Below are 21569 nucleotides of genomic sequence, written 5' to 3'. Positions count from 1 at the left end.
ACTCTCCAAAGAAAGTTGATTGGCTTTTTGCTTCAACCGCAGCACCAAAGGCGCTAAACGGCCTCAGCTTTTCTTTCGCGCTTCGTTTCGTTCAGTTTTCAAGGAACGAGCTATTCTTTCTTTGTTCGAGGAATTCGCCTCCTCAAAAGCGACTCTTATAATATATCACCTTTTTTTGTTTTTGTCAACACATTTTTTGCTTTTTTCGCCGCACCGAAACGGCTTTATTAATATAGCACCTCTGTTTTGATGTGTCAACTGTTCATTCAAGATTTTTTCTTTCAAATCAAAACCGCTTTGTTCTTATCTCTTCCACTCTCTTGCTAACATCCCGTACACAACATGGTCAACAAAATGATCGTAAAGCCACTCCGCATCTCGAATCGTCCCTTCATTCGTAAATCCCAGCCGTTCAGGAATCGCTCTGCTCCGTTGATTTTCTACCGCACAGCGGATTTCGACACGATTCATCCCCTGTTCAACCAACAAATAGTCAATGCACGCCTTGCATGCTTTCGTCATCAATCCCATTCCTTGAAACGATTCGCCAAGCCAGTAGCCAATGCTCGTTTTTCGATTCACTCGATCAATATAATGAATTCCAATGACACCGGCCAATTGGCCACGATGCCAAATCCCTGCCTCAAAACCATTGCCAGCAGCAAATTTCCGCAATCCTTGACCGACCTTTTAGGACATACAAAAAAGACTGCTCCGAAAGGCTATCCAAACTGCCTTTTGGAACAGTCTTGCGTCTCCGTTACTATTCCCGCAAAAAGACGAAGTAACAAATAAAAACGACAAACAGCACATACAACAGCGGATGCACGTCTTTGCCGCGGCCTTTTAAAATCATCGTGATCGGGTAGAAGATGAAGCCAACGGCAATCCCAGTGGCGATGCTGTAGGAAAGCGGCATCGTGATGAGCGTGAAGAATGCCGGTACAGCGACTTCGAACTTCTTCCAGTCAATTTCGCCGATCGACGAGGCCATTAATACCCCGACGATGATGAGCGCTGGCGCGGTGACCGGTGCGGTAATGACGCTTAACAGCGGCGAGAAGAACAACGCCAGCAAGAACAAAATCCCCGTCACGACCGCGGAAAACCCTGAGCGCCCTCCAGCGGCGACGCCGGCTGACGATTCGATGTACGACGTCGTTGTCGATGTGCCGAACACCGCCCCAACCATCACCGCTGTCGCATCGACAAGCAGCGCTTTGCCGGCGCGCGGCAGTTTATTGTTTTTCAACAACCCGGCTTGGTTGGCGACAGCCAAGAGCGTCCCGGTCGCATCGAAAAAGTCGACAATAAAGAACGTTAAGACAACACCGAGCATTTTCCACGAGAAAATGTCCGGCAAATGCTTGATCGCTACACCGAAGGTTGGTGAAATGTCCGGAATAGCGCCGACAATTTGATGCGGCACTTTGATCAAACCGAAAATCATGCCGACAATCGCGGTAATGACCATGCCGTAAAAGACGCCGCCGTTTACTTTTCTTACCATCAAAACAACAGTAATGAACAATCCAAAAATGGCCAACAGTGTATTGCCGTCTTTCAACGAACTTAATCCGACGAGCGTTGCTTTGTTATCGACAATAATTCCAGCGTTTTGCAAGCCGATGAACGTGATGAACAGCCCAATTCCGGCGCTGACTGCATATTTCAGTTCAACCGGGATGGCATCGATAATTTTTTCCCGAATGCCGGTGAGCGATAAAATCGTAAAAATGATGCCGGAAACAAACACTCCTGCCAGCGCTGTTTGCCACGGAATGCCCATATGCAGCACGACGGTGAAGGCGAAAAAGGCATTCAGCCCCATCCCAGGCGCCAAGGCGATTGGATAGCGGGCCAACACTCCCATCAAAATCGATCCGTACGCCGCTGCCAAAGCCGTGGCGACAAACACGGCGCCTTGGTCAATGCGCAGTTCATCAGGAAAATCTTTCACAGCCCCTAACGACAAGGTAAATGGGTTGACGAACAAAATGTACGCCATCGACAAAAACGTCGTCAGCCCGGCGATAATCTCCGTTCGATAGTTCGTGCCGAGCTCATCAAACTGGAAGTACTTTCTCACGTCTGCCCCCTCCTATACATAAAATAAAAAACGCTTCTAGCAGCTACCAGAAGCGTTGACTAGGAAGGAATGACGAACAGAGAGAGGACAAACAAGCACTCTCCGATCCCGCATCCCTCGTAGTCAAGCTATTTACGGTAGCTTGGTAGAAACTCCCGAGCCATATTCCCGGGATTATACGACGGAATTCAACAATATTCATGATTCCACGGCTATTGTATCAGCCTGAAGATGACCTGTCAAGAAAAAAGACGAACATTTCTTTGGAAATGTTCGTCTTTTGTTCGTTTTTATTCCCACTCGATCGTTGCCGGAGGCTTGCTTGTAATATCGTAGACGACGCGGTTGACATGCGGCACCTCATTGACGATGCGCGTTGAAATCCGCTCGAGCACATCCCACGGGATGCGCGCCCAATCGGCGGTCATCCCGTCAATCGAGGTCACCGCGCGGATGGCCACCGTATAATCGTACGTGCGGGCATCCCCCATCACCCCAACGCTGCGAATGTCGGGAAGGACGGTAAAGTATTGCCAAATTTCGCGGTCCAACCCAGCTTTTTTCACTTCTTCGCGCAAAATGGCGTCTGATTCGCGAACGATTTCCAATTTTTCTTCCGTCACTTCTCCAAGAACACGGATGCCAAGCCCTGGCCCCGGGAACGGCTGCCGCCAGACGATTTCGTCTGGGATTCCTAGTTGCGTGCCGAGTGCACGCACTTCGTCTTTAAACAGCGTATTGAGCGGTTCGATCAGTTCGAATTTCATATCTTCCGGCAAACCGCCGACATTATGATGCGATTTGATCGTTTGCGCCGTCGCCGTGCCGCTTTCGATAATGTCGGTATAGAGCGTGCCTTGCACCAAAAATTCAATGCCTTCAAGCTTGGCCGCCTCGTCGTCAAATACGTAAATAAACTCGTTGCCGATGATTTTCCGCTTTTGTTCCGGGTCCGTAACCCCTTTGAGTTTCGCCAAAAAGCGGTCTTTCGCATCAACTTTAATGACATTCATTTGGAACTGCTCACGGAACGTCTTCATGACGCTTTCGGCTTCACCTTTGCGCAAAAGGCCATGGTCGACGAAAATACAAGTAAGTTGATCGCCAATGGCGCGGTGCACCAATACAGCCGCAACCGACGAGTCAACCCCGCCGCTTAAGGCGCACAACACTCTTTTTTCGCCCACTTGTTCGCGGATGCGACGCACCTGCTCATCGATGAAGTTTTCCATCGTCCAGTCGCCCCGGCAGCCGCATACATCGAAAACAAACTTCTTCAACAAATCGTTGCCGTAGACCGAGTGGCGCACTTCGGGATGAAACTGCACTCCATACCACTTCCGCCGTTCATCGCTCATCGCTGCGATCGGGCAGGAAGGGCTTGTGGCATCTACGACAAAGCCGTCAGGCGGAGCGGTCACCAAATCGCCGTGGCTCATCCAAACGACTTGCTCGTCCGGCAAACCATGAAAAAGCAAAGAATCGTTTTTCACTTGGATGAGCGCTTTGCCGTATTCACGGTGCGTCGCTTTTTCCACCTTACCTCCTAAATGGTGCGCCATCAGCTGCATCCCGTAGCAAATCCCTAAAATCGGCAGCCCCAGCTCAAAAATCGCTGGGTCGCATGTAAACGCTCGTTCATCATACACGCTGTTTGGACCGCCCGAGAAAATGATTCCTTTGGCGTTCAGCGCACGAATTTCCTCAGCACGGATCGTGTGCGGATGCAGTTCGCTGTAGACACCAAACTCTCGGATGCGGCGGGTAATCAGCTGGTTATATTGACTGCCAAAGTCCAAGACGACGATCATTTCTTGGTTCATGTTTTCCACCCCGTCAAAAAAATAACGCTGCCATTGCCCAAAACATGGATGAAGGCAGAATAGCAGCGTCTTCTGCCTTCATAGTCGGGCCGTTTACGGCGGCCCGGTAGAGACGCGCAAGCCATATTCTTGCGCTTATATGAAGGGCTTTCGTCTATCCGTATGCAAATTTGAGTTCATTCTATCAACTTGCCAGCATACGGTCAAGAGATCGTCCTTTTTATTAAATTTTCCCACAATTCCACCGCTTCACGGACATTGGCTTCCTTGATTCCCGTTCCGTATACGGCGCGTTCATATAGTTTCGTCAACCGATTCATTTCATCTGTTTCAAACAGGCGATCCACTTCGGCGGCGTATTGACGCAGCGTTTCATGCGGCCGACGCTTAAGTCCATAATCTTGCAAATGGCGAAGAAGCGCCCCGTACGCAGAAATGAGCCAGGCGGCCCCATCGAGTTTCCGGCGGCGGAACCGAAACAGCGTAAAGCGCGGCCACCATTTCCGCCTTGTCGCATAGGCCGCTCCGCCCAACACGGCCAACACGACCAGCGTGGTCAACCCCATTTTCCACGACCAAACATCCGCCAGCTTCTCCCACCAATGCTCCCCCTGTGCCGTCGAAGGTTGCTCAAGTAATTGATCGAGCGGCACACGCGGCGTTTCCCGTTCTTCCGGCTGCAGCTGTGGTTCTGGCTCCTCTGGATTCGAAGCGGCAAGCGAGAACGCATATGGATTGACAAACCCTTGCGTCGGTTCAAATGGCACCCAGCCGATGCCTTCAAAATACACTTCGACCCATGAATGGGCGTCGTTGTTGCGCACTTCATAAACCGATTGCCCGTCTTGTTCCCCAACCAACCGTCCGGATGTGTACCCTTTCACCCAGCGCGCTGGAATGCCCAGTGTGCGGACGAGCACCGCCATCGAGGTGGAAAAATTGTCGCAATACCCTTGCTTCGTCTCAAATAAAAACTGGTCGACGTAATCTTGATCAGGCCCGGGAACAGCGACGTCCGTCGTTTCGTACGTGTATCCGTTCAGATGGAAGTATTGCTCGATCGCTTTTACCTTGTCGTACACGGTTTCTTTTCCATCAGTAATTTGCTTCGCCAACTCGCGAACCCGCTGCGGAAGCGTCTCTGGCAATTGCGTATAACGTTTCAAAAAGGGCGGGTCTTGGACAGGAGGAGCGGCGCGCAATGCCTCAATCGGAAAATCTGGCTCCATATACGTCAGCATATACTGACGGATCGGAAGCGCGTTGGCGTTTTGATCGCTCGTATAAATTTTTTCCGTCGCCATATGCATGCGGTAGACGATATGGTCAGACGTTTGCACCTGTTGCAAGCCGAGCGGATAGACGAGATGAAACGCCTGGTCTTGGCGGGTGATTTCCGCCGTCTGCTCGACCGTCTTGACTTTGTCGCTCCACCATTCATACCTAATCAGCTCACCGTTTCCAAACGACTGGACTTGTTCGCTTTGAAACGCTTCCCACCCTTTTCCCGTGTAAATGTCTTTCGTTTCGACGCGCCAATAATGACGGCCTTGGTCTTTGGCAATGAAAACGACGGCATCATCAGCAATAAACGGCCCGCCGAGGCGGGAATCATTTTGCCCATATCCCACTTTTGCCACACCAGGAGAAGGTGAGTCATCGTTCGTTTCTTCCGGCTGGGCGTGATAGCTGCGGATAAACGCCACCGGATCCGGCCATTGCGGCGGCAGCTTCGGACCCGCATACCCAACCGCAAGAGCGACGGCAGGAATGAATAGAGCGGCCGCCCGCCACTTTCCGATGCGAAAAGACGGCGCTTTTGCCTGCAGCTCTTCGCCCTGGAGCCAAACGAAGGCAAAAAAGCCGAGCGCAACAAGACGAAGGATCGCCCCGTTGCCGCTATATGGCAGAAACGTATCAAGCACAGCGATATACCCAACTGTCAACGCGTATGGGACAAACCACCGATTCCGCCGTACAATAAGCCAATGCAACAGGAACGAAACGGCCCATAACAGCAGAAAAAAGACAAAGGTGCGCAGCGCATCACCCGGCATAGAAGACCGGTCGCCCAACAACCAGACGGTGCTATCCCGCCAAAGCGCATGAGGCAAAGCGGCGATCGAAGCAAAAGAAAATAGACGAGAAAGCGCCCACCATATATAAACCATTTTCCCGAGCGCGGAAAGCCATATGGGAACACGGAGCAAATGAAGTCCGAAACAAAGGGCGACAAATGATACAAACACGCCTATATGCGCTGTATCGGTGACGGCCTCTAACGGCCAAAGCCATTCCGTGAGCAGCCAAGCGGCTAGGGCGTTAGACAGCACGGTAGATAACATGTTTGCCCCTAACGGTCTCATCCGTCTCCTCCTCCTTGCCGGACGGTTTGCAACGCCTGCGGGTCAATGCGCGATACGTACACTCCGCTGCGGCGAAGCCTGTCCGCCCAATTCCGCTCATCCTCTCCCCATTCACGGTTGACAACATACAGAACAATATGGCGTTTTGGCGCCATTGCTCGCAGCTGCCCGGCCAACTGGGCGGACAACGCGGACGTCACAATGATGCAACCAGCAGCCGTCCTCCAGTTCGCCTCCTCAGCTAAAACATGCGCGAGCGGCTCTTGGCCGCCGACGTCCACTTCCGCCAACCGGAGAAGAATCGACTGCCACTGTCCGTCATGGCGGCGCGGCGCTAAGAAAGAACGCTCTTTTCCAGCAACGAGCATCCCGACCGGCACCCCTTCATCTATCAACGCCTTCGATACGGAAGCCGCTAACGTGACAAGCTCCTCAAACCATGGAGACGCGGCGCCGTCGAGCACAACGATCCAATCGTCATTGCGCTGTTCATCAAACTCTTTGGTCATCAGTTCCTGTCTGCGCGCTGACGCCTTCCAATGCACCCACGACATTTTGTCCCCAGGCACGTATTCACGGGCGCCGGCCGCCACGGCCATATCGCGGCGATAGGCAAGCGTGCGCGCAGCTTTTCCTTGGGCAAACCATTCGCGCACCATCTCAGGCGGCCATTCGATATAACGTGGATAGACGATGACCGTGCACGGGGCATAAAACGATGCCGTTTTGTTCACCCAGCCAAAGACATCGCGCGCTTCCAAGCGAACAGCTTCCAATTGATGACGGCCGCGCGGCAAGGAAAGCGGCCATGTACAGGAAAGATGGCGGCGAAACGGCCAAGCAATCGCAATCATCTCTCCTCCGTGCTTCCACCCTTCCTCAGCAACAGCAAGCGCCGCCAGCGGAACCGCCCACGGCAACTCGATACGAACCATCACCGGAATCGATTCACCCGCATGGTAGCGCCGCGCCGGCACGGTTCGAATCACCGCAGCGCGTCTGAGCGGATACAAGGCGACGGCAAACGCATGCAGTCCAAACGGCAAAAAGCTGTAAAACAAAAACCAGCTGACAAATCCGCCTTGAAACATGGCGTAGGAAAACAAGATGGCGGTCAACAGCAACAATCCAATAAGCGGGAGCCAACGCCTCCCCTTCTTCATTCGCTTCGCGTTCATCGCTTTTATCTCCGCCCTTGCACCGGCACCGGCGTACGGGAAACAAGCTGACTGACGACCATTTCAGCATCAAGCTTGTCCCATTTCGCTTCCGGGCGAATAAGCAGGCGATGAGCCAGCACATAGGGAGCAAGGTGCTGCACATCATCGGGGATGACAAAATCACGGCCATGGATGAACGCGTACGCCTGCGCCGCCTTCATCAAAGCGGCGGCCCCGCGCGGGCTGACGCCCAAATAGACCGCTTCGTGCACACGGCTTTGCTGGATGAGATCGACGATATATCGTTTCACGGTATCGCTCACATGCACGTCGGCTACCTTTCGTTGCAACGCAAGCAATTCATCAAGCGACATCACCGGGCCGATCTCCGCCAGCGGCGCCGCTTTTTCGAGACGGTTTAACATTTCGATTTCCTCATCGGGAGACGGATAGCCCATGTGCAGTTTCACTAAAAACCGGTCAAGCTGGGCCTCGGGGAGCGGATACGTTCCTTCATATTCAATCGGATTTTGCGTCGCCATCACCAAAAACGGCTGCGGCAGCGCCCGGGTGACGCCGTCAACAGTCACGCTTCCTTCTTCCATCGCTTCCAGGAGCGCCGATTGCGTTTTCGGAGACGTCCGGTTGATCTCGTCCGCGAGCACGATGTGGGCGACAATCGGTCCGGGTTTATACTCAAATTGCTGTGTTTTCGGATTGTAGACGGAAACGCCGATCACATCGCTCGGCAGCAAATCCGGCGTAAACTGAATGCGCTTCAGCTCCACGTTGAACGATTTCGCCAGCGCACGCACCAACATCGTCTTGCCGACGCCGGGCACATCTTCAAGCAATACGTGTCCTTTGGCCAACAGCGCTGTTAAACTGAGCACAATGACATTGCGTTTTCCGACAATGACTTGTTCAATATTGCGGACAACTTGCTCAAGCGGGGAAAGCAACGGCTCGTTGATCGTCATGACATCAAACTCCTTTTATGGTGATCAATGGGACTTTTAGGGGTAGGAACTATCTAGTTTCTACTATTAATATAATATCGAATATACACAACTTTTGGAATGGATTTGCAACAAAGGGGGAAGGAGAAAAAAGGGAGAAATCAAAAATGAAAACGCCCATCCCACGGAAGCGGGATGAGCGCTTTTCCCTTAAATCATCTTCTCCGGTCTCACCCATTCCTCGTACTGCTCCGCCGTGACATACCCGGTTTTCAACGCCGCTTCCTTGAGCGTCAACCCTTCGCGATGGGCGAGCTTGGCGATTTCCGCCGCCCGGTCGTAGCCGATATGCGGGCTCAACGCCGTCACGAGCATGAGTGAGCGGTCCACGTATTCTTTCATTTTCGCTTCGTTCGCCTCCAGCCCTTGGGCGCACCGTTCATCAAACGAGCGGATCACATCGCCGAGCAGCTGCACGGACTGAATGGCGTTATAGGCGATGACCGGCTTGAACACATTTAATTGGAAGTTGCCTTGGCTCGCCGCAAAGCCGATCGTGGCGTCATTGCCGAACACTTGCACAGCGACCATCGTCATCGCTTCGCTTTGCGTCGGATTCACTTTCCCCGGCATGATCGAGCTTCCGGGTTCATTGGCTGGAATCGTGATCTCCCCGAGCCCGGAGCGCGGCCCGCTCGCCAGCCAGCGGATATCGTTGGCGATTTTCATCAAATCGGCGGCGAGCGCTTTCAACGCTCCGTGGACATACACGATCTCATCATGGCTTGTCAGTGCATGGAATTTATTGGTTGACGAACGGAACGGATAGCCCGTCTGCGTTTTTAGCTGCTCGGCCACTTGCTCGCCAAATCCCGGCGGCGCATTGATTCCGGTGCCAACCGCCGTGCCGCCGATCGCCAAATCAAGCAGCTTCTCACTCGCCTCTATGATCATCGCCTTGCTTTTATCAAGCATCGCCCGCCAGCCGGAAATCTCTTGTCCAAATGTGAGCGGCGTCGCATCTTGCAAGTGGGTGCGCCCGATTTTGATCGTCTTCCCATATTGGCGTTCTTTGGTCGCGAATGTCCCGATCAAGCCATCAAGCGCTGGCAGGAGGTGCGTTTGGATCTTCGTGAAGATCGCGATATGCATCACAGTTGGGAATGTGTCGTTCGAGCTTTGCGACATGTTCACATCATCGTTCGGGTGAATGCGCCCTTCCCCCTCATCCAGCAGCTCGCTCGCCCGTCTCGCCACGACTTCATTGACGTTCATGTTCGTCTGCGTCCCACTTCCCGTCTGCCAGACGACGAGCGGAAAATGGTCATCCCATTGGCCCGCCAAAATTTCCTCGCACGCGGCCACAATCGCCCGCTGCTTCGCTTCGCTCAGTTTCCCGGCTCTATGGTTGACGATGGCCGCCGCTTTTTTCAACTCGGCATAGGCGTAAATGAGTTCAAGCGGCATCGTTTCTTTGCCGATGCGGAAGTTTTGCCGGCTCCGCTCCGTCTGCGCCCCCCAGTATTTATCGGCCGGCACCCGCACCTCGCCGAGCGAGTCGCGTTCGATTCGTTCGTTCATTGCGTTGTCCTCCTTTGCATCGACATCCCCATTACATTTTTATTCCCATTTTCAGCCGGATCAACGCAACGAAGCGGCTAAAAAGACGCCTATATTCAAAAAAGGGGAATGGTTCGACAATGAAGAAACGATGGGCCCCGCTTCTTATTTTGCTTCTTCTATGGCTTTCCGACTGTTCATTCGGTGATATCAAGCTGCCTACATTAACGTTGACTATCAACAGCGAAACGGTCGACCACCGGCTCGGGATTTATACGTGGTCGACAGGCCGCCGCGGAGTGGTTGCTGATGCTGCGGCCCCGCCGCTGCTCGTCAAAGAACTCAAGCTCCATCCTGCCGCCCCGAGTGCAAAGCTTCACGTTCAATTTGACTACTGCCCAGCGGCAAAAAGAAAAAGAACACCGGGATTACTCCCAGTGTTCTTTGTTTCGCTAGGCGGATTACATCATGCCGCCCATATCCGGCATGTTGTTGTTGCCTTTGTTTTCTTCCGGTTTGTCGGCAACGACCGCTTCTGTCGTCAAGACCATTGCGGCGACAGATGCAGCGTTTTGCAGCGCCGAACGAGTGACTTTCGTCGGGTCAACGATACCAGCTTCGATCATGTCGACCCATTCACCTGTTGCCGCATTGAAGCCGATGCCCGGTTTTTCGTTTTTCAGGCGCTCAACGATGATCGAGCCTTCCAGACCAGCGTTTTGCGCGATTTGACGAACCGGTTCTTCGATCGCGCGCAATACGATTTTCACACCGGTTGCTTCATCGCCTTCCGCTTCGATGGCAGCGACTTTGTTGTAGATGTTCATGAGAGCCGTGCCACCGCCGGCGACAATGCCTTCTTCAACAGCCGCACGAGTCGAGTTGAGCGCGTCTTCGATGCGCAGTTTGCGTTCTTTCAATTCTGTTTCTGTTGCCGCACCGACTTTGATGACCGCTACGCCGCCAGCCAATTTCGCCAAGCGTTCTTGCAGTTTTTCGCGATCGAATTCGGACGTCGTTTCTTCAAGCTGCGCACGGATTTGGTTGATGCGCGCTTTGATGCGCTCCGAATCGCCAGCGCCTTCGACGATCGTCGTCGTTTCTTTCGTGACAACAACTTTCGCCGCACGACCAAGCGACGCGATCGTCGTCGATTTTAATTCACGGCCAAGCTCTTCCGAGATCACTTCGCCGCCTGTCAAAATCGCAATGTCTTCGAGCATCGCTTTGCGGCGATCGCCGAAGCCAGGCGCTTTGACAGCAACCGCATTGAACGTGCCGCGCAGTTTGTTGACAACAAGCGTCGCCAATGCTTCGCCTTCAACATCTTCCGCAATGATCAGGAGCGGACGGCCTTGTTGGACGACTTGTTCTAAGACCGGCAACAGTTCTTGAATGCTCGATACTTTTTTGTCCGTGATGAGGATGTACGGATTTTCAAGGACAGCTTCCATTTTTTCCGTATCCGTAATCATGTACGGTGAAACGTAACCGCGGTCGAATTGCATCCCTTCGACAACGTCGAGTTCCGTCGTGAAGCCTTTCGACTCTTCAAGCGTGATAACGCCATCATTGCCAACGCGTTCCATCGCTTCAGCGATCAATTGGCCGACTTCTTCGTCAGCAGCCGAGATCGCAGCAACTTGGGCGATCGACTCTTTTCCTTTAATCGGTTTGGAGATGGCTTTCAATTCTTCAACCGCAACAGCAACCGCTTTTTCGATACCGCGACGGATGCCCATCGGGTTGGCACCAGCTGCTACGTTTTTCAAGCCTTCGCGGATCATCGCTTGAGCCAATACCGTAGCGGTTGTTGTACCGTCCCCAGCGATGTCGTTCGTTTTGCTGGCGACTTCAGCGACCAATTTCGCGCCCATGTTTTCAAACGGATCTTCGAGCTCGATTTCTTTCGCGATCGTTACCCCGTCATTCGTGATGAGCGGCGAACCGAATTTTTTCTCCAATACGACGTTGCGGCCTTTCGGACCTAATGTGACTTTCACTGCGTCTGCAAGTTTGTCCACCCCGCGCAACATCGCACGGCGCGCTTCTTCACTGAACTTGATTTGTTTTGCCATACCCCGTTACCTCCTTATGAAATTGTTGGACTGCGTGCCACAAGTTAAGTATCCGATTAAGTACCCAGTATGTTTTCGGAATGTTTATGTGATGAACGCATATATTAGCGGATGACAGCCAAAATATCGCTTTCGCGCAAAATTAAGTATTCTTTGCCGTCGTATTTCACTTCTGTGCCCGCATATTTCGAGAAGATAATGCGGTCGCCAACTTCGACTTCCGGCGCGATGCGTTGGCCGTTATCGAGCACGCGGCCTGCACCGACAGCAACAACGCGGCCTTCTTGCGGTTTTTCTTTCGCCGTATCCGGCAGAACGATACCGCTAGCCGTTTTTTCTTCTGTTTCCACGACTTCAATGACAATACGATCGCCTAATGGCTTCAACACGGGGAACAACCTCCTTAACGATAGTTTTCACCGTTCTTATTAGCACTCATCACTATTGAGTGCTAACACACTTATAATATTAATGAACTTCTTTCAGTTTTGCAAGTAGGAAATGCAAAAAAATAACTGTTTTTCTCTCCTAAAGAAGAAAGAGCAAAAGGAGCCGGTTGTTTTGCCTCTACTCCCCATCCGCGCGGAGCCCTTTTTCATTATTGCACATTTCCAAAATCGATAAACGGCACCGGCCCATTTTTTTACAGCGATGAGACAGGCTTGGGGGGCGCAGTTTTCTTACTATTTTCGCCATACATGTGATACAATACGGATATAATTTGAAATAAAAGGGGTAGAGGGTTTGAAACGCAACCACTGGTACGTCATCATCACGTATATCGTCATGCAGCTGTCCGCCTTTGTCGGCGTGCCGCTTCTTCGCGCCCTCGGCGTCGGTCAAGGAGCGGAAAGCCGCCTCGAAGCCGCCAAACTGGCTTCCGGGTATTGGGCGATCATTAGTTTCCTGCTCGCTTTTGTCATTATCCTATGGCTGCTCCGCGGTGACCGCGACGAACGAATGATGCGGCGGCTGCCGCTCGCTTCCTCGTGGATGTGGGCGGTCTTGGGCGTCTTTTTGGCGCTCGCGGCCCAAAGCATCGCCGCCAACATCGAATGGCGGCTGCTCGGCATCAAACCAGGGTCGGAAAATACAAGGCAAATCATCGATATCATCCGCCTGACGCCGCTGTTGGTCGTCGTCACCTCCGTCATCGGCCCGATTTTGGAAGAGCTCATCTTCCGCAAAATCATTTTCGGCTCGCTTTATGAAAAATACAACTTTTGGCTTGCTGCGCTTGTCAGTTCGCTCTTGTTTGCCATTGTCCATATGGAGCCGGAACATTTGCTTCTGTACACATCCATGGGGATGGTATTCGCGTTTTTATACGCGAAAACCGGACGCATTTTCGTACCGATTTTCGCCCATGTCGCCATGAATACGTTCGTCGTCGCCATGCAGACGCTGTTGGCCGACGAGATTGAGAAAATGATGCGCCAGTCCGAGCTGCCGCTCGCCGTTTGGAGGGTTTGGCTATGATGCGAAACCCTCGGCTGTTTTCGCTTCCGTATTTCGTCTTAGGCTTGCTGTTTACGTATTTGGCCATCGAAAGTGCTCATGAAACGGTTTGGAACGTCTCCACCATCGCTTTAGCGGCGCTCGCTGCCTTTGATTTCGGCACCGCCCTTCGCCTTCTTTTCGCCTCAAAACGCTGACCCCCTTCCCGTGATTCGCGCGGGAAGGGACCAGAACATCAATCCCATGACGGCGATCATATCGTGAAAATGGAAACAAAAAAACAAGAGGCCGGCCTCAAAGCCCTGTTTTGCGGCTTTTGAGACAGCCCCTTCGTTTGGCCCGGCCTTGCTCGCTTTCCTCTCAATGTTTTTCGTCCCGCCTCACTCATTGCCTTCCTGCTCGACTGCTCGCTGCGCTTTCCGATAGCCGATGCGCGCCACCCAAATGCTTCCTTCATACAAAATGGTGAGCGGAATCATGACGATCACTTGCGACAGCACATCCGGCGGCGTAATGACCGCCGCTAAAATAAGCAGCGCTAAATACGCATACTTGCGGATGCGAACAAGAAGCTGCGGCGTAATAAGCCCTAAGCGGGTGAAAAACAACACGACGATCGGCAGCTGAAACACGATGCCAAACGGCAGCACGAGCTGAAGCAAAAACTGAAAATATTCATTAATGCCGATCATTTGTTGAACCCCTAGTTGGTCAGCCAGCCGGCTCATAAATCGAACGACAAACGGAAACAAGACGAAATAAGCGAAGCTGACGCCTGCTAAAAAAAGAACGATCGACGCCGGGATATAGCTTAACGTCACTTTCCGCTCTTTTTCATACAGACCGGGGCTGACAAACGCCCAAATTTGATACAACAGCACCGGAGCCGACAGTACAGCCGCGATGACAAAGGCAAACTGAAAATACACTTTAATCGGATCGGTGAGGCGGAAGGCGTTCATGGTCAAATGCTTCGCCTCGGCCGTTCGCTGCAAATACAAAATGACATCATCGACAAAAAAGAAACTAACGACAAGCGCCGCAGCAAAAAAGATGAGCACGATGATGAGCCGTTTTCGCAGTTCACCCAGATGCTCATACACCGACATTTCTTTGTCATTCATTGTTTCTCCATCCTGCCTTGTCATCGGTCGGTTTTCGTTTCTTCGTCATCAGCGAGCCCTTTTGTGGCGTCTTTAAACTCGCGAAGCGACTGGCCGAACGACCGCCCTAATTCCGGCAGCTTTTTCGTGCCAAACAGCAACAAAATCACAGCAACGAGCAACAAATATTTCATGTGTTCTTCTCTCCTTTTTACGATGGCGATGGATAGTTTTTCAAAAAATAGACGAGCGACTGCAGCTCAATGGCTAAATCGATATGATGGACGCGAATATGGTTCGGCACGTTCAACCGCGCCGGAGTAAAGTTTAAAATGCCTTTAATTCCTTGCGCGACAAGGCGGTCGGTCAGCGCTTGAGCCGCGGCGGCCGGCACGGTTAAAATGGCGACCGGGATGTTTTCGTGAAGCCGCTCCTCCAACTCATCGAGATGATAGACCGGCACCCCGCCGACTGTCGTCCCTACTTTCCGCTCATCGACATCAAACGCCATCACGATTTTCGTATTGTTGTTTTTCGAAAAATTATAGTTTAAAAAGGCGGTGCCTAAATTGCCGACGCCAAACAAGGCGACTTCGGTCACCTCATCCTCTTCAAGCGTCCGGCGGAAAAACGACAACAAATAATTGACATTATACCCGTATCCCTTTTTGCCAAGCGCGCCAAAATAGGAGAAATCACGGCGGATCGTCGCCGGATCGACTTTCACCGCCTCGCTCAACTCGGCAGAGGAGACGCGTTGCTTGCCGGAAGCGTGCAAGTTTTTCAAAAACCGATAGTAAAGCGGCAGCCGTTTGGCGGTTGCCTGCGGAATTTTCGGTTGTTCGTTGCTCATGATCTCATCCCCTAGCTAATCGGTTTTCCGTCGGTAATGGCCAGACTTCCCGCCCGTTTTTTCGACCAAATACGTCGGACCGATGACCATTCCTTTATCAAGCGCCTTGCACATATCGTACACTGTCAACGCACAGACCGAAGCGGCCGTCAGCGCTTCCATTTCCACTCCTGTGCTCCCTTTCGTTTTCACCGTTGCCGTGATGACGAGCTTATGCGCTTCTCCATCGTTTTCCCAAGCAAAAGCAATGTCCACACCCTTTAACATAAGCGGGTGACACATTGGAATAAGGTCAGCTGTCTTCTTCGCCGCCATCACCCCCGCCACTTGAGCGACGGCGAGCACATCCCCTTTCTCGATCGCATTGCTCGTCATTTTTTCGTAAATTTCCCGGCTGACAGTCACGCTCGTTTGCGCCACAGCCACTCGCACAGTATCTTCTTTGTGCGTAATATCAACCATTTTCGCGCGCCCTTGTTCATTGAAATGAGTGAACGATGACAATACAATCTCCTCCATTTATACACTATACACGATTTTTCATCATTCGTCTTTGACCGTTTTCGCGACTTGCGTTAAACTATTCGCGAGGTGACGGACATGATCATTTTGCAAGTGCACGGGCTCACGAAATATTTCGGTGCTGACCTTATTTTATCGAATATAAAACTAGAAATACAGTCCCGCGACCGAATCGCCCTTGTCGGCCGCAACGGAGCGGGAAAATCGACATTGTTGAAAATCATCGCCGGTGAACTCTCTTTCGACAGCGGCAAAATCATCAAACCAAACCATATCAAAATCGGCTATTTGGCGCAAAACAGCGGGCTCGACTCGCCGCGTTCCATTTGGGACGAAATGCTTGAGGTATTCACCCCGCTTCTAGGACTCGAAAAACAGCTCGCCGAACTCAGCATGCAACTCGGCGACCCGGACGTACTCGCCGATCCCGCTCGCTATGAAAAAACGCTGAAAATGTATGACGAGCTGCAAGAACAATACAAAGAACAAGGCGGCTACCAATACGAAGCCGACATCCGCTCCGTTTTGCACGGGCTGCAGTTTTCCTCATATGATTATAAAACTACGCCGGTCTCGTCGTTAAGCGGCGGACAGCGGACGCGGCTTGCCCTTGGGAAATTGCTGTTGTCCAAGCCGGATTTATTGATTTTGGACGAGCCGACGAACCATTTGGATCTTGAGACGCTTGCCTGGCTGGAGCAGTACTTGCAAGCCTATCCCGGTGCCGTCCTGGTTGTTTCCCACGACCGCTACTTTTTAGACAAAATCGTCACCGACGTATACGAACTGTCGAATGCCACGCTCAAACACTATGCCGGCAACTACAGCCGCTATTTGGAGTTGCGGGCCGAGCAATACGAACAAGAGTTAAGACGGTACGAGAAACAGCAAGAAGAAATCGCCCGACTCCAAGACTTCATCCAGCGCAACATCGCCCGTGCCTCGACGGCCAAACGGGCGCAAAGCCGGCGAAAGCAACTGGAAAAAATAGAACGGCTCGAACGGCCTGTCGACGATGAAAAATCAGCCTCCTTTTCGTTCTCGATCGATCGACCGAGCGGCTATGAAGTGCTCACCGCTGAAGACATAGCCGTTGGCTATGGCGACGGTGCACCCATCATCCGCCAAATCAGCTTCCGCATCACGCGCGGCGAAAGCGTCGCCCTAGTCGGGCCGAACGGCATCGGCAAGTCGACATTGCTGAAGGCGATCGCCCGAAAACTCCCTATCCAAACAGGAGAGCTCCGCTACGGCGCAAACGTCCAAATCGGCTATTACGATCAAGACCAAGCTGATTTGTCATCGAACAAACGGGTGCTTGACGAGCTGTGGGACGCCTACCCCGAAAAGACAGAAAAAGAAATTCGCACCGTGCTCGGCAACTTCCTGTTTTCCGGCGATGACGTTTTAAAACCGGTCTCCGCTTTAAGCGGCGGGGAGAAAGCACGCCTGGCGCTCGCCAAGCTGATGTTGCAAAAAGCAAATGTCCTTCTTTTGGACGAACCGACAAACCATCTAGACCTCGACAGCAAAGAAGTGCTCGAGCAAGCGCTCATCGACTACCCGGGAACGATTTTGTTCGTTTCCCACGACCGCTATTTCATCAACCGAATCGCAACAAAGGTGTTTGAACTTTCCAGCGGAGGCCTAACGGAATACTTAGGCGACTATGATTACTACATCGCCAAAAAAGAAGAAATGCGCGAATTGGCGCTCCTGAACGTCCGCCCGACAGAAACGGCAAGTGATTCTGCCAAAACGACATACGAGCAAGAAAAAGAGGAAAAAAAACGACGGCGCCAGCGCCAACGCCGCTTGGATGAAATCGAAGCCGAGATTGCAGCGCTTGAAGCACAAATCGCTGAGATCGAGCAAAAACTTTGTGATCCATCCGTTTACGGCGACTATGAGACGATGCAACGATTGACGCAAGAAAACGACGAGCGGAAGCAGCGAGTCGAAACGTTATTGGCCGAATGGGAACAGCTTTATACTTCACTATAACCGACAACCCGCCTCTAGTTTCGGCGGGTTGTTCTTTAGTTAGTCACATTATCCACAAAAGAATCCACAATTTCCACCATGGAATATAAGTTATTCACCAACTTTTCCACATTATCCACAAAAAACATCTTCCTTTTGCACAAAAATCGCTGTGTATTGTTTTTCTTATGTTGATCATGTTTTACCGCTTTTTCCACATTGTCCACAGATTTGTGGATAAAAATATACACAAACTTTTTTCACATGAAAACAAAAAGGACGATCCGTTTGCCTGCCGCAAACGGATCGCCCTTCGGTGTCTTTCGCGTTTCAGCCAACTGCCTAGACAAGCGGCAAGCTTGGATTGGCGTTGAGCGCCAAATCAGCCCGCTTTCCTTGTTGATATAACACTGTTCCCGCAACGGCAATCATCGCAGCATTATCGGTGCATAGCGATAACGGCGGGATGACAAGCTCCACATCGGGGAGCTCTTTCATTTTATCCTGCAGTGCAGCCCGCAGCCCGCGGTTGGCCGCCACCCCCCCGGCGAGCAGCACTTGCCGTACGCGGTATTCTTTGGCGGCCTGCACCGTTTTCGTCACCAGCACATCGACGACGCTGGCCTGAAAGCTCGCGGCCATCTGTCTCGGATCGATCTCCTCGCCGCGCTGCTTCGCGTTGTGGAGCGCATTGAGAACCGCCGATTTTAAGCCGCTGAAGCTGAAATCATACGAACCTTCCTCAAGCCACGCTCGCGGCAAATCAATCACTGGCTCTCCCTCATGAGCCAGCCGGTCGATGTGCGGTCCTCCTGGGTACGGAAGGCCTAAAGCCCGCGCCACCTTGTCATACGCCTCACCGGCAGCGTCATCGCGCGTTTCACCGATCACCGCAAAATTCCCATGCTCCTTCATGAACACGAGTTCCGTATGACCACCGGAAACGACGAGCGCCAACAGCGGAAACTTCATTTCAGCCACTAATTGATTGGCGTAAATATGACCGGCGATATGATGCACCCCAATAAGCGGCAATCCATGGGCAAACGCTAACGCTTTCGCCGCGTTGACCCCGACAAGAAGCGCTCCGACAAGCCCCGGTCCGGCCGTCACCGCCACCGCATCAAGGCCCGCAAACGATACGCCGGCCTGCTGCATCGCTTCTTCAATAACGAGCGTAATTTGCTCCACATGATGGCGGGAAGCAATTTCCGGCACGACGCCGCCAAACCGCCGATGGCTTTCCATTTGCGACGCCACTACATTCGATAAAACCTCTCTTCCGTTTTTCACAACTGCTGCCGCCGTTTCATCGCAGCTCGTTTCAATGCCTAACACATATACGTCCTCATTCATCTCAGCTTCACCCACATGACTAACGCGTCTTCAAAGTTATCCGGATAATACCGTTTGCGAATGCCTCCGTTGCGAAACCCTAGCTTTCGGTACAGCGACTGGGCAACATGATTGGACACGCGCACCTCAAGCGTCATCGTCGCCGCCCCGTGCTGCCTGGCCATGTCCATCAAGCGTCGCATGAGCGCTTCACCAAGCTTTTGCCCACGAAACTGCGGTAACACGGCTACATTCGTCACATGCGCCTCATCGATGACAAGCCACATCCCACCATACCCGATGATCCGCCCGTTGTACACCATGACGATATATTTGGCGTAGCGGTTGTACATGAGCTCGTTGTAAAACGATTCACGGCTCCAAGGCGAAGTAAACGATGCCCGCTCGACTTGCACGACTTCATCAATGTCATGAATGGTCATTGGCCGAAATTGAACATTGATCCCCATCGTTCTGTTCCCCTTTTTGTTTCGCGAGCCATTTCGCCTCCGCCTCGGCAAGGCGGAGGTAGTTCGGCACAAACACATGGGCGTTCTCGCGCTCTTTTTGTTTGCCGAGCATCACCAACTCGCTCGGACGCGGCAACGCCAAAGACGGCGGGGCCACGTGAACCCGTTCGCCTAAATGACTTCGAAACAAATCACGATATAGCGGTGCATCCGCACCAATGAACAATACATCCTCTTCCCGCTCGCTCAACCGACGCGCCCACTCATCCGCCGCCACAATCCGGTCCTCCTCAAGACAGCGGAGCGCACCGCCTTCGTAGCGATAAAGCCCGGTGTAAATTTGTCCGCGCCGTGCGTCAAACAGCGGAACGATCACCCCAGGAAAATAACGGCCATTGGCGGCGAGCACTTCAAGGCTCGACACTCCGGCGATCGGAATACCGAGCGACCAGGCAAGCGTTTTCGCAATCGTCACGCCGATCCGCACCCCGGTATACGACCCCGGCCCTTTCGCTACAACGATTAAATCGAGATCTTTTGGAGCAACGTCACATCGTCGAAGCAACAACTCAATGGCTGGCATCGCCCGGGATGAATGGTCTTTTTTCACATTGGTGATGAATTCCCCTTTCACGACATCACCATCTACCAACGCAATGCCAAGCGGCATATTCGATGTATCAATTCCCAATACTTTCATGACGGAAAAATCTCCTTGCACAACTGTTCATAACGCTCTCCCGACGGCTCAAAGCGAAGCAACCGCTCATCGCCGCCACGATGAAACAAGAAAACGGTCAGCCGTTCCTCAGGCAACTGGCCGGCGATCAAATGCGCCCATTCAACAACCGTAACACCATCGCCAGCAAAATATTCGTCAAATCCAAGATCTTCCCATTCATCTTCAAGTCGGTATACATCCATATGATAAAGCGGAAGCCGACCATCATATTGCTTAATAATCGTAAACGTTGGGCTATTGACCGTTTGCGTAATGCCCAGCCCTTCAGCAAGACCTTTCGTAAACGTCGTCTTTCCCGCCCCGAGATCACCTTCTAATGCGATGACCATTCCCCGCTCAAGATGTTCCGCCAGCCGGCGGGCCACCGACTTCGTTTCTTCCGGAGAATGCACCAAAATTTCAATTTTTTTCATTTTGTTCTACCTTATCCCCTTTTATCATCTTCACTCTTGCTTTTGAAATTGTATCATATCCGAACATCTTGCCGCCACTTCCAAAACGAAAAATAGGCATAGGAGAAAGGGAAAAACAAAAAGGACGATCCCGCGCAGCCTTTTGGCTCGCTGACAGATCGCCCTGTTGCGCAATCGCCCCTAAAAAGAAAAAGGGAATGAGGCGTGTCGAAACTCCCTGGTGAATGAAGCTGCCTAGCAGCGACCTACTCTTGCAGGGGCGCTGGCCCCAACTACCATCGGCGCTGGAGGGCTTAACTTCCGTGTTCGGGATGGGAACGGGTGTTTCCCCTCCGCCATAGCCACTAGGCAAGCGGTTGGATTTTGACATCATTTATTATACTTGAAAAACAAACAATGTCAAGAAGGAAATTCATTCCTTCAAAACTAGATAACCGTCGGAAGAAGCCGCTCGCCTGCGCTTTTCGCATTGTCCAGCTCCGGCTCGCCGATAAGCGGGCGGCCTCCACTTTTCTTGCTGTCCAGTTCCAGCGCCTAGCTCTCTTCTGCCAAATAACCTTCCCCCTCGGGGTGCAAGCACCCCTGCGGGTGAAGAACATTTGGCTTCGAGAGCTAAACGCGGCGCTTCTGCTTTTCTAGGTTAAGCCCTCGATCG

At 52.3% G+C, this 21569-nt stretch carries 19 protein-coding genes, 1 rRNA gene, 1 pseudogene and 2 riboswitches; of the genes and pseudogenes, 3 read left to right on the top strand and 18 right to left on the bottom strand.

Features of this window, described 5'->3' with window-relative positions:
• Window positions 1-303 precede the first annotated feature (303 nt).
• The 9 genes and pseudogenes from DI44_RS14740 to groES all read right to left on the bottom strand — a co-directional run.
• Window positions 304-678 (bottom strand): annotated as a pseudogene (locus DI44_RS14740) (GNAT family protein); the annotation flags it as partial.
• Window positions 679-763: 85 nt separating this feature from the next.
• The gene (locus DI44_RS14745) at window positions 764-2089 is read right to left on the bottom strand and encodes an NCS2 family permease (protein WP_011229764.1); all 1326 of its coding nucleotides are present in this window, start codon (window positions 2087-2089) and stop codon (window positions 764-766) included.
• Window positions 2090-2189: 100 nt separating this feature from the next.
• Window positions 2190-2291, bottom strand: a riboswitch (purine riboswitch).
• An 88-nt stretch (window positions 2292-2379) separates the two neighbouring features.
• Window positions 2380-3912, bottom strand: a complete 1533-nt coding sequence (gene guaA / locus DI44_RS14750) for a glutamine-hydrolyzing GMP synthase (RefSeq protein ID WP_021322582.1) — start codon at window positions 3910-3912, stop codon at window positions 2380-2382.
• 61 nt (window positions 3913-3973) lie between these two features.
• Window positions 3974-4075: riboswitch (purine riboswitch) on the bottom strand.
• Window positions 4076-4115: 40 nt separating this feature from the next.
• Window positions 4116-6278, bottom strand: coding sequence for a transglutaminaseTgpA domain-containing protein (locus tag DI44_RS14755; protein WP_033024545.1), 2163 nt, complete (start codon window positions 6276-6278; stop codon window positions 4116-4118).
• Complete coding sequence (locus tag DI44_RS14760; protein ID WP_020754864.1) at window positions 6275-7456, bottom strand: DUF58 domain-containing protein; 1182 nt, start codon at window positions 7454-7456, stop codon at window positions 6275-6277. The genes DI44_RS14755 and DI44_RS14760 overlap by 4 nt, the downstream gene beginning before the upstream one ends.
• Before the next feature lie 5 nt (window positions 7457-7461).
• The gene (locus tag DI44_RS14765; RefSeq protein ID WP_021322579.1) at window positions 7462-8418 is read right to left on the bottom strand and encodes a MoxR family ATPase; all 957 of its coding nucleotides are present in this window, start codon (window positions 8416-8418) and stop codon (window positions 7462-7464) included.
• Window positions 8419-8607: 189 nt separating this feature from the next.
• On the bottom strand, window positions 8608-9978 hold the full coding sequence (gene fumC / locus DI44_RS14770; protein ID WP_021322578.1) for a class II fumarate hydratase: 1371 nt from the start codon (window positions 9976-9978) through the stop codon (window positions 8608-8610).
• A gap of 440 nt (window positions 9979-10418) precedes the next feature.
• Window positions 10419-12035, bottom strand: a complete 1617-nt coding sequence (gene groL / locus DI44_RS14775) for a chaperonin GroEL (protein WP_011229758.1) — start codon at window positions 12033-12035, stop codon at window positions 10419-10421.
• 104 nt (window positions 12036-12139) lie between these two features.
• Window positions 12140-12424 carry a co-chaperone GroES gene (gene groES, locus DI44_RS14780; protein WP_013144057.1) on the bottom strand — a complete coding sequence of 95 codons (285 nt, stop codon included), beginning with the start codon at window positions 12422-12424 and terminating at the stop codon, window positions 12140-12142.
• A 355-nt stretch (window positions 12425-12779) separates the two neighbouring features.
• Here groES and DI44_RS14785 point away from each other — a divergent pair, with 355 nt between their 5' ends.
• Both DI44_RS14785 and DI44_RS14790 read left to right on the top strand, forming a co-directional pair.
• Window positions 12780-13514: a type II CAAX endopeptidase family protein gene (locus DI44_RS14785; RefSeq protein WP_033024544.1), complete on the top strand. Its 735-nt coding sequence runs from the start codon at window positions 12780-12782 to the stop codon at window positions 13512-13514.
• A complete protein-coding gene (locus DI44_RS14790; RefSeq protein WP_033024542.1) occupies window positions 13511-13690 on the top strand; it encodes a YdiK family protein in 180 nt (59 codons plus the stop codon). Before DI44_RS14785 ends, DI44_RS14790 begins: the two co-directional genes overlap by 4 nt.
• A gap of 183 nt (window positions 13691-13873) precedes the next feature.
• Here DI44_RS14790 and tatC read toward each other — a convergent pair whose 3' ends face one another.
• From tatC to moaC, 4 genes are read right to left on the bottom strand one after another with little or no spacing between them, the layout of a single operon-like run.
• Window positions 13874-14617, bottom strand: a complete 744-nt coding sequence (gene tatC / locus DI44_RS14795) for a twin-arginine translocase subunit TatC (protein ID WP_014194692.1) — start codon at window positions 14615-14617, stop codon at window positions 13874-13876.
• Between the two features lie 20 nt (window positions 14618-14637).
• Entirely contained in the window at window positions 14638-14790 is a 153-nt protein-coding gene (tatA, locus tag DI44_RS14800) for a twin-arginine translocase TatA/TatE family subunit (protein ID WP_013144052.1), read from the bottom strand.
• Window positions 14791-14807: 17 nt separating this feature from the next.
• Entirely contained in the window at window positions 14808-15449 is a 642-nt protein-coding gene (locus DI44_RS14805; protein ID WP_013144051.1) for a redox-sensing transcriptional repressor Rex, read from the bottom strand.
• A 15-nt stretch (window positions 15450-15464) separates the two neighbouring features.
• Window positions 15465-15953 carry a cyclic pyranopterin monophosphate synthase MoaC gene (gene moaC / locus DI44_RS14810; protein ID WP_011229750.1) on the bottom strand — a complete coding sequence of 163 codons (489 nt, stop codon included), beginning with the start codon at window positions 15951-15953 and terminating at the stop codon, window positions 15465-15467.
• Between the two features lie 96 nt (window positions 15954-16049).
• Between moaC and DI44_RS14815 the strand changes: the two genes are divergently transcribed.
• Window positions 16050-17975: an ABC-F family ATP-binding cassette domain-containing protein gene (locus DI44_RS14815; protein ID WP_014194690.1), complete on the top strand. Its 1926-nt coding sequence runs from the start codon at window positions 16050-16052 to the stop codon at window positions 17973-17975.
• Window positions 17976-18296: 321 nt separating this feature from the next.
• On the opposite strand, the gene tsaD is transcribed toward DI44_RS14815, so the two are convergent.
• The 5 genes from tsaD to rrf form a co-directional block, all read right to left on the bottom strand.
• The gene (gene tsaD, locus DI44_RS14825) at window positions 18297-19310 is read right to left on the bottom strand and encodes a tRNA (adenosine(37)-N6)-threonylcarbamoyltransferase complex transferase subunit TsaD (protein WP_013144049.1); all 1014 of its coding nucleotides are present in this window, start codon (window positions 19308-19310) and stop codon (window positions 18297-18299) included.
• Window positions 19307-19759, bottom strand: coding sequence for a ribosomal protein S18-alanine N-acetyltransferase (rimI, locus tag DI44_RS14830; RefSeq protein WP_011229747.1), 453 nt, complete (start codon window positions 19757-19759; stop codon window positions 19307-19309). Before rimI ends, tsaD begins: the two co-directional genes overlap by 4 nt.
• Window positions 19719-20459, bottom strand: a complete 741-nt coding sequence (tsaB, locus tag DI44_RS14835) for a tRNA (adenosine(37)-N6)-threonylcarbamoyltransferase complex dimerization subunit type 1 TsaB (protein ID WP_011229746.1) — start codon at window positions 20457-20459, stop codon at window positions 19719-19721. Before tsaB ends, rimI begins: the two co-directional genes overlap by 41 nt.
• On the bottom strand, window positions 20456-20914 hold the full coding sequence (gene tsaE / locus DI44_RS14840) for a tRNA (adenosine(37)-N6)-threonylcarbamoyltransferase complex ATPase subunit type 1 TsaE (protein WP_011229745.1): 459 nt from the start codon (window positions 20912-20914) through the stop codon (window positions 20456-20458). Before tsaE ends, tsaB begins: the two co-directional genes overlap by 4 nt.
• A gap of 232 nt (window positions 20915-21146) precedes the next feature.
• Window positions 21147-21263: ribosomal RNA gene (gene rrf / locus DI44_RS14845) — 5S ribosomal RNA — on the bottom strand.
• Window positions 21264-21569 lie beyond the last annotated feature (306 nt).

This window comes from Geobacillus sp. CAMR5420 (assembly GCF_000691465.1).
In the GTDB taxonomy this organism is placed as follows: Bacteria; Bacillota; Bacilli; order Bacillales; family Anoxybacillaceae; genus Geobacillus; species Geobacillus thermoleovorans.
Note: the sequence above shows the minus strand (reverse complement) of the source record. Positions and strands in the feature narration are given on the sequence as shown.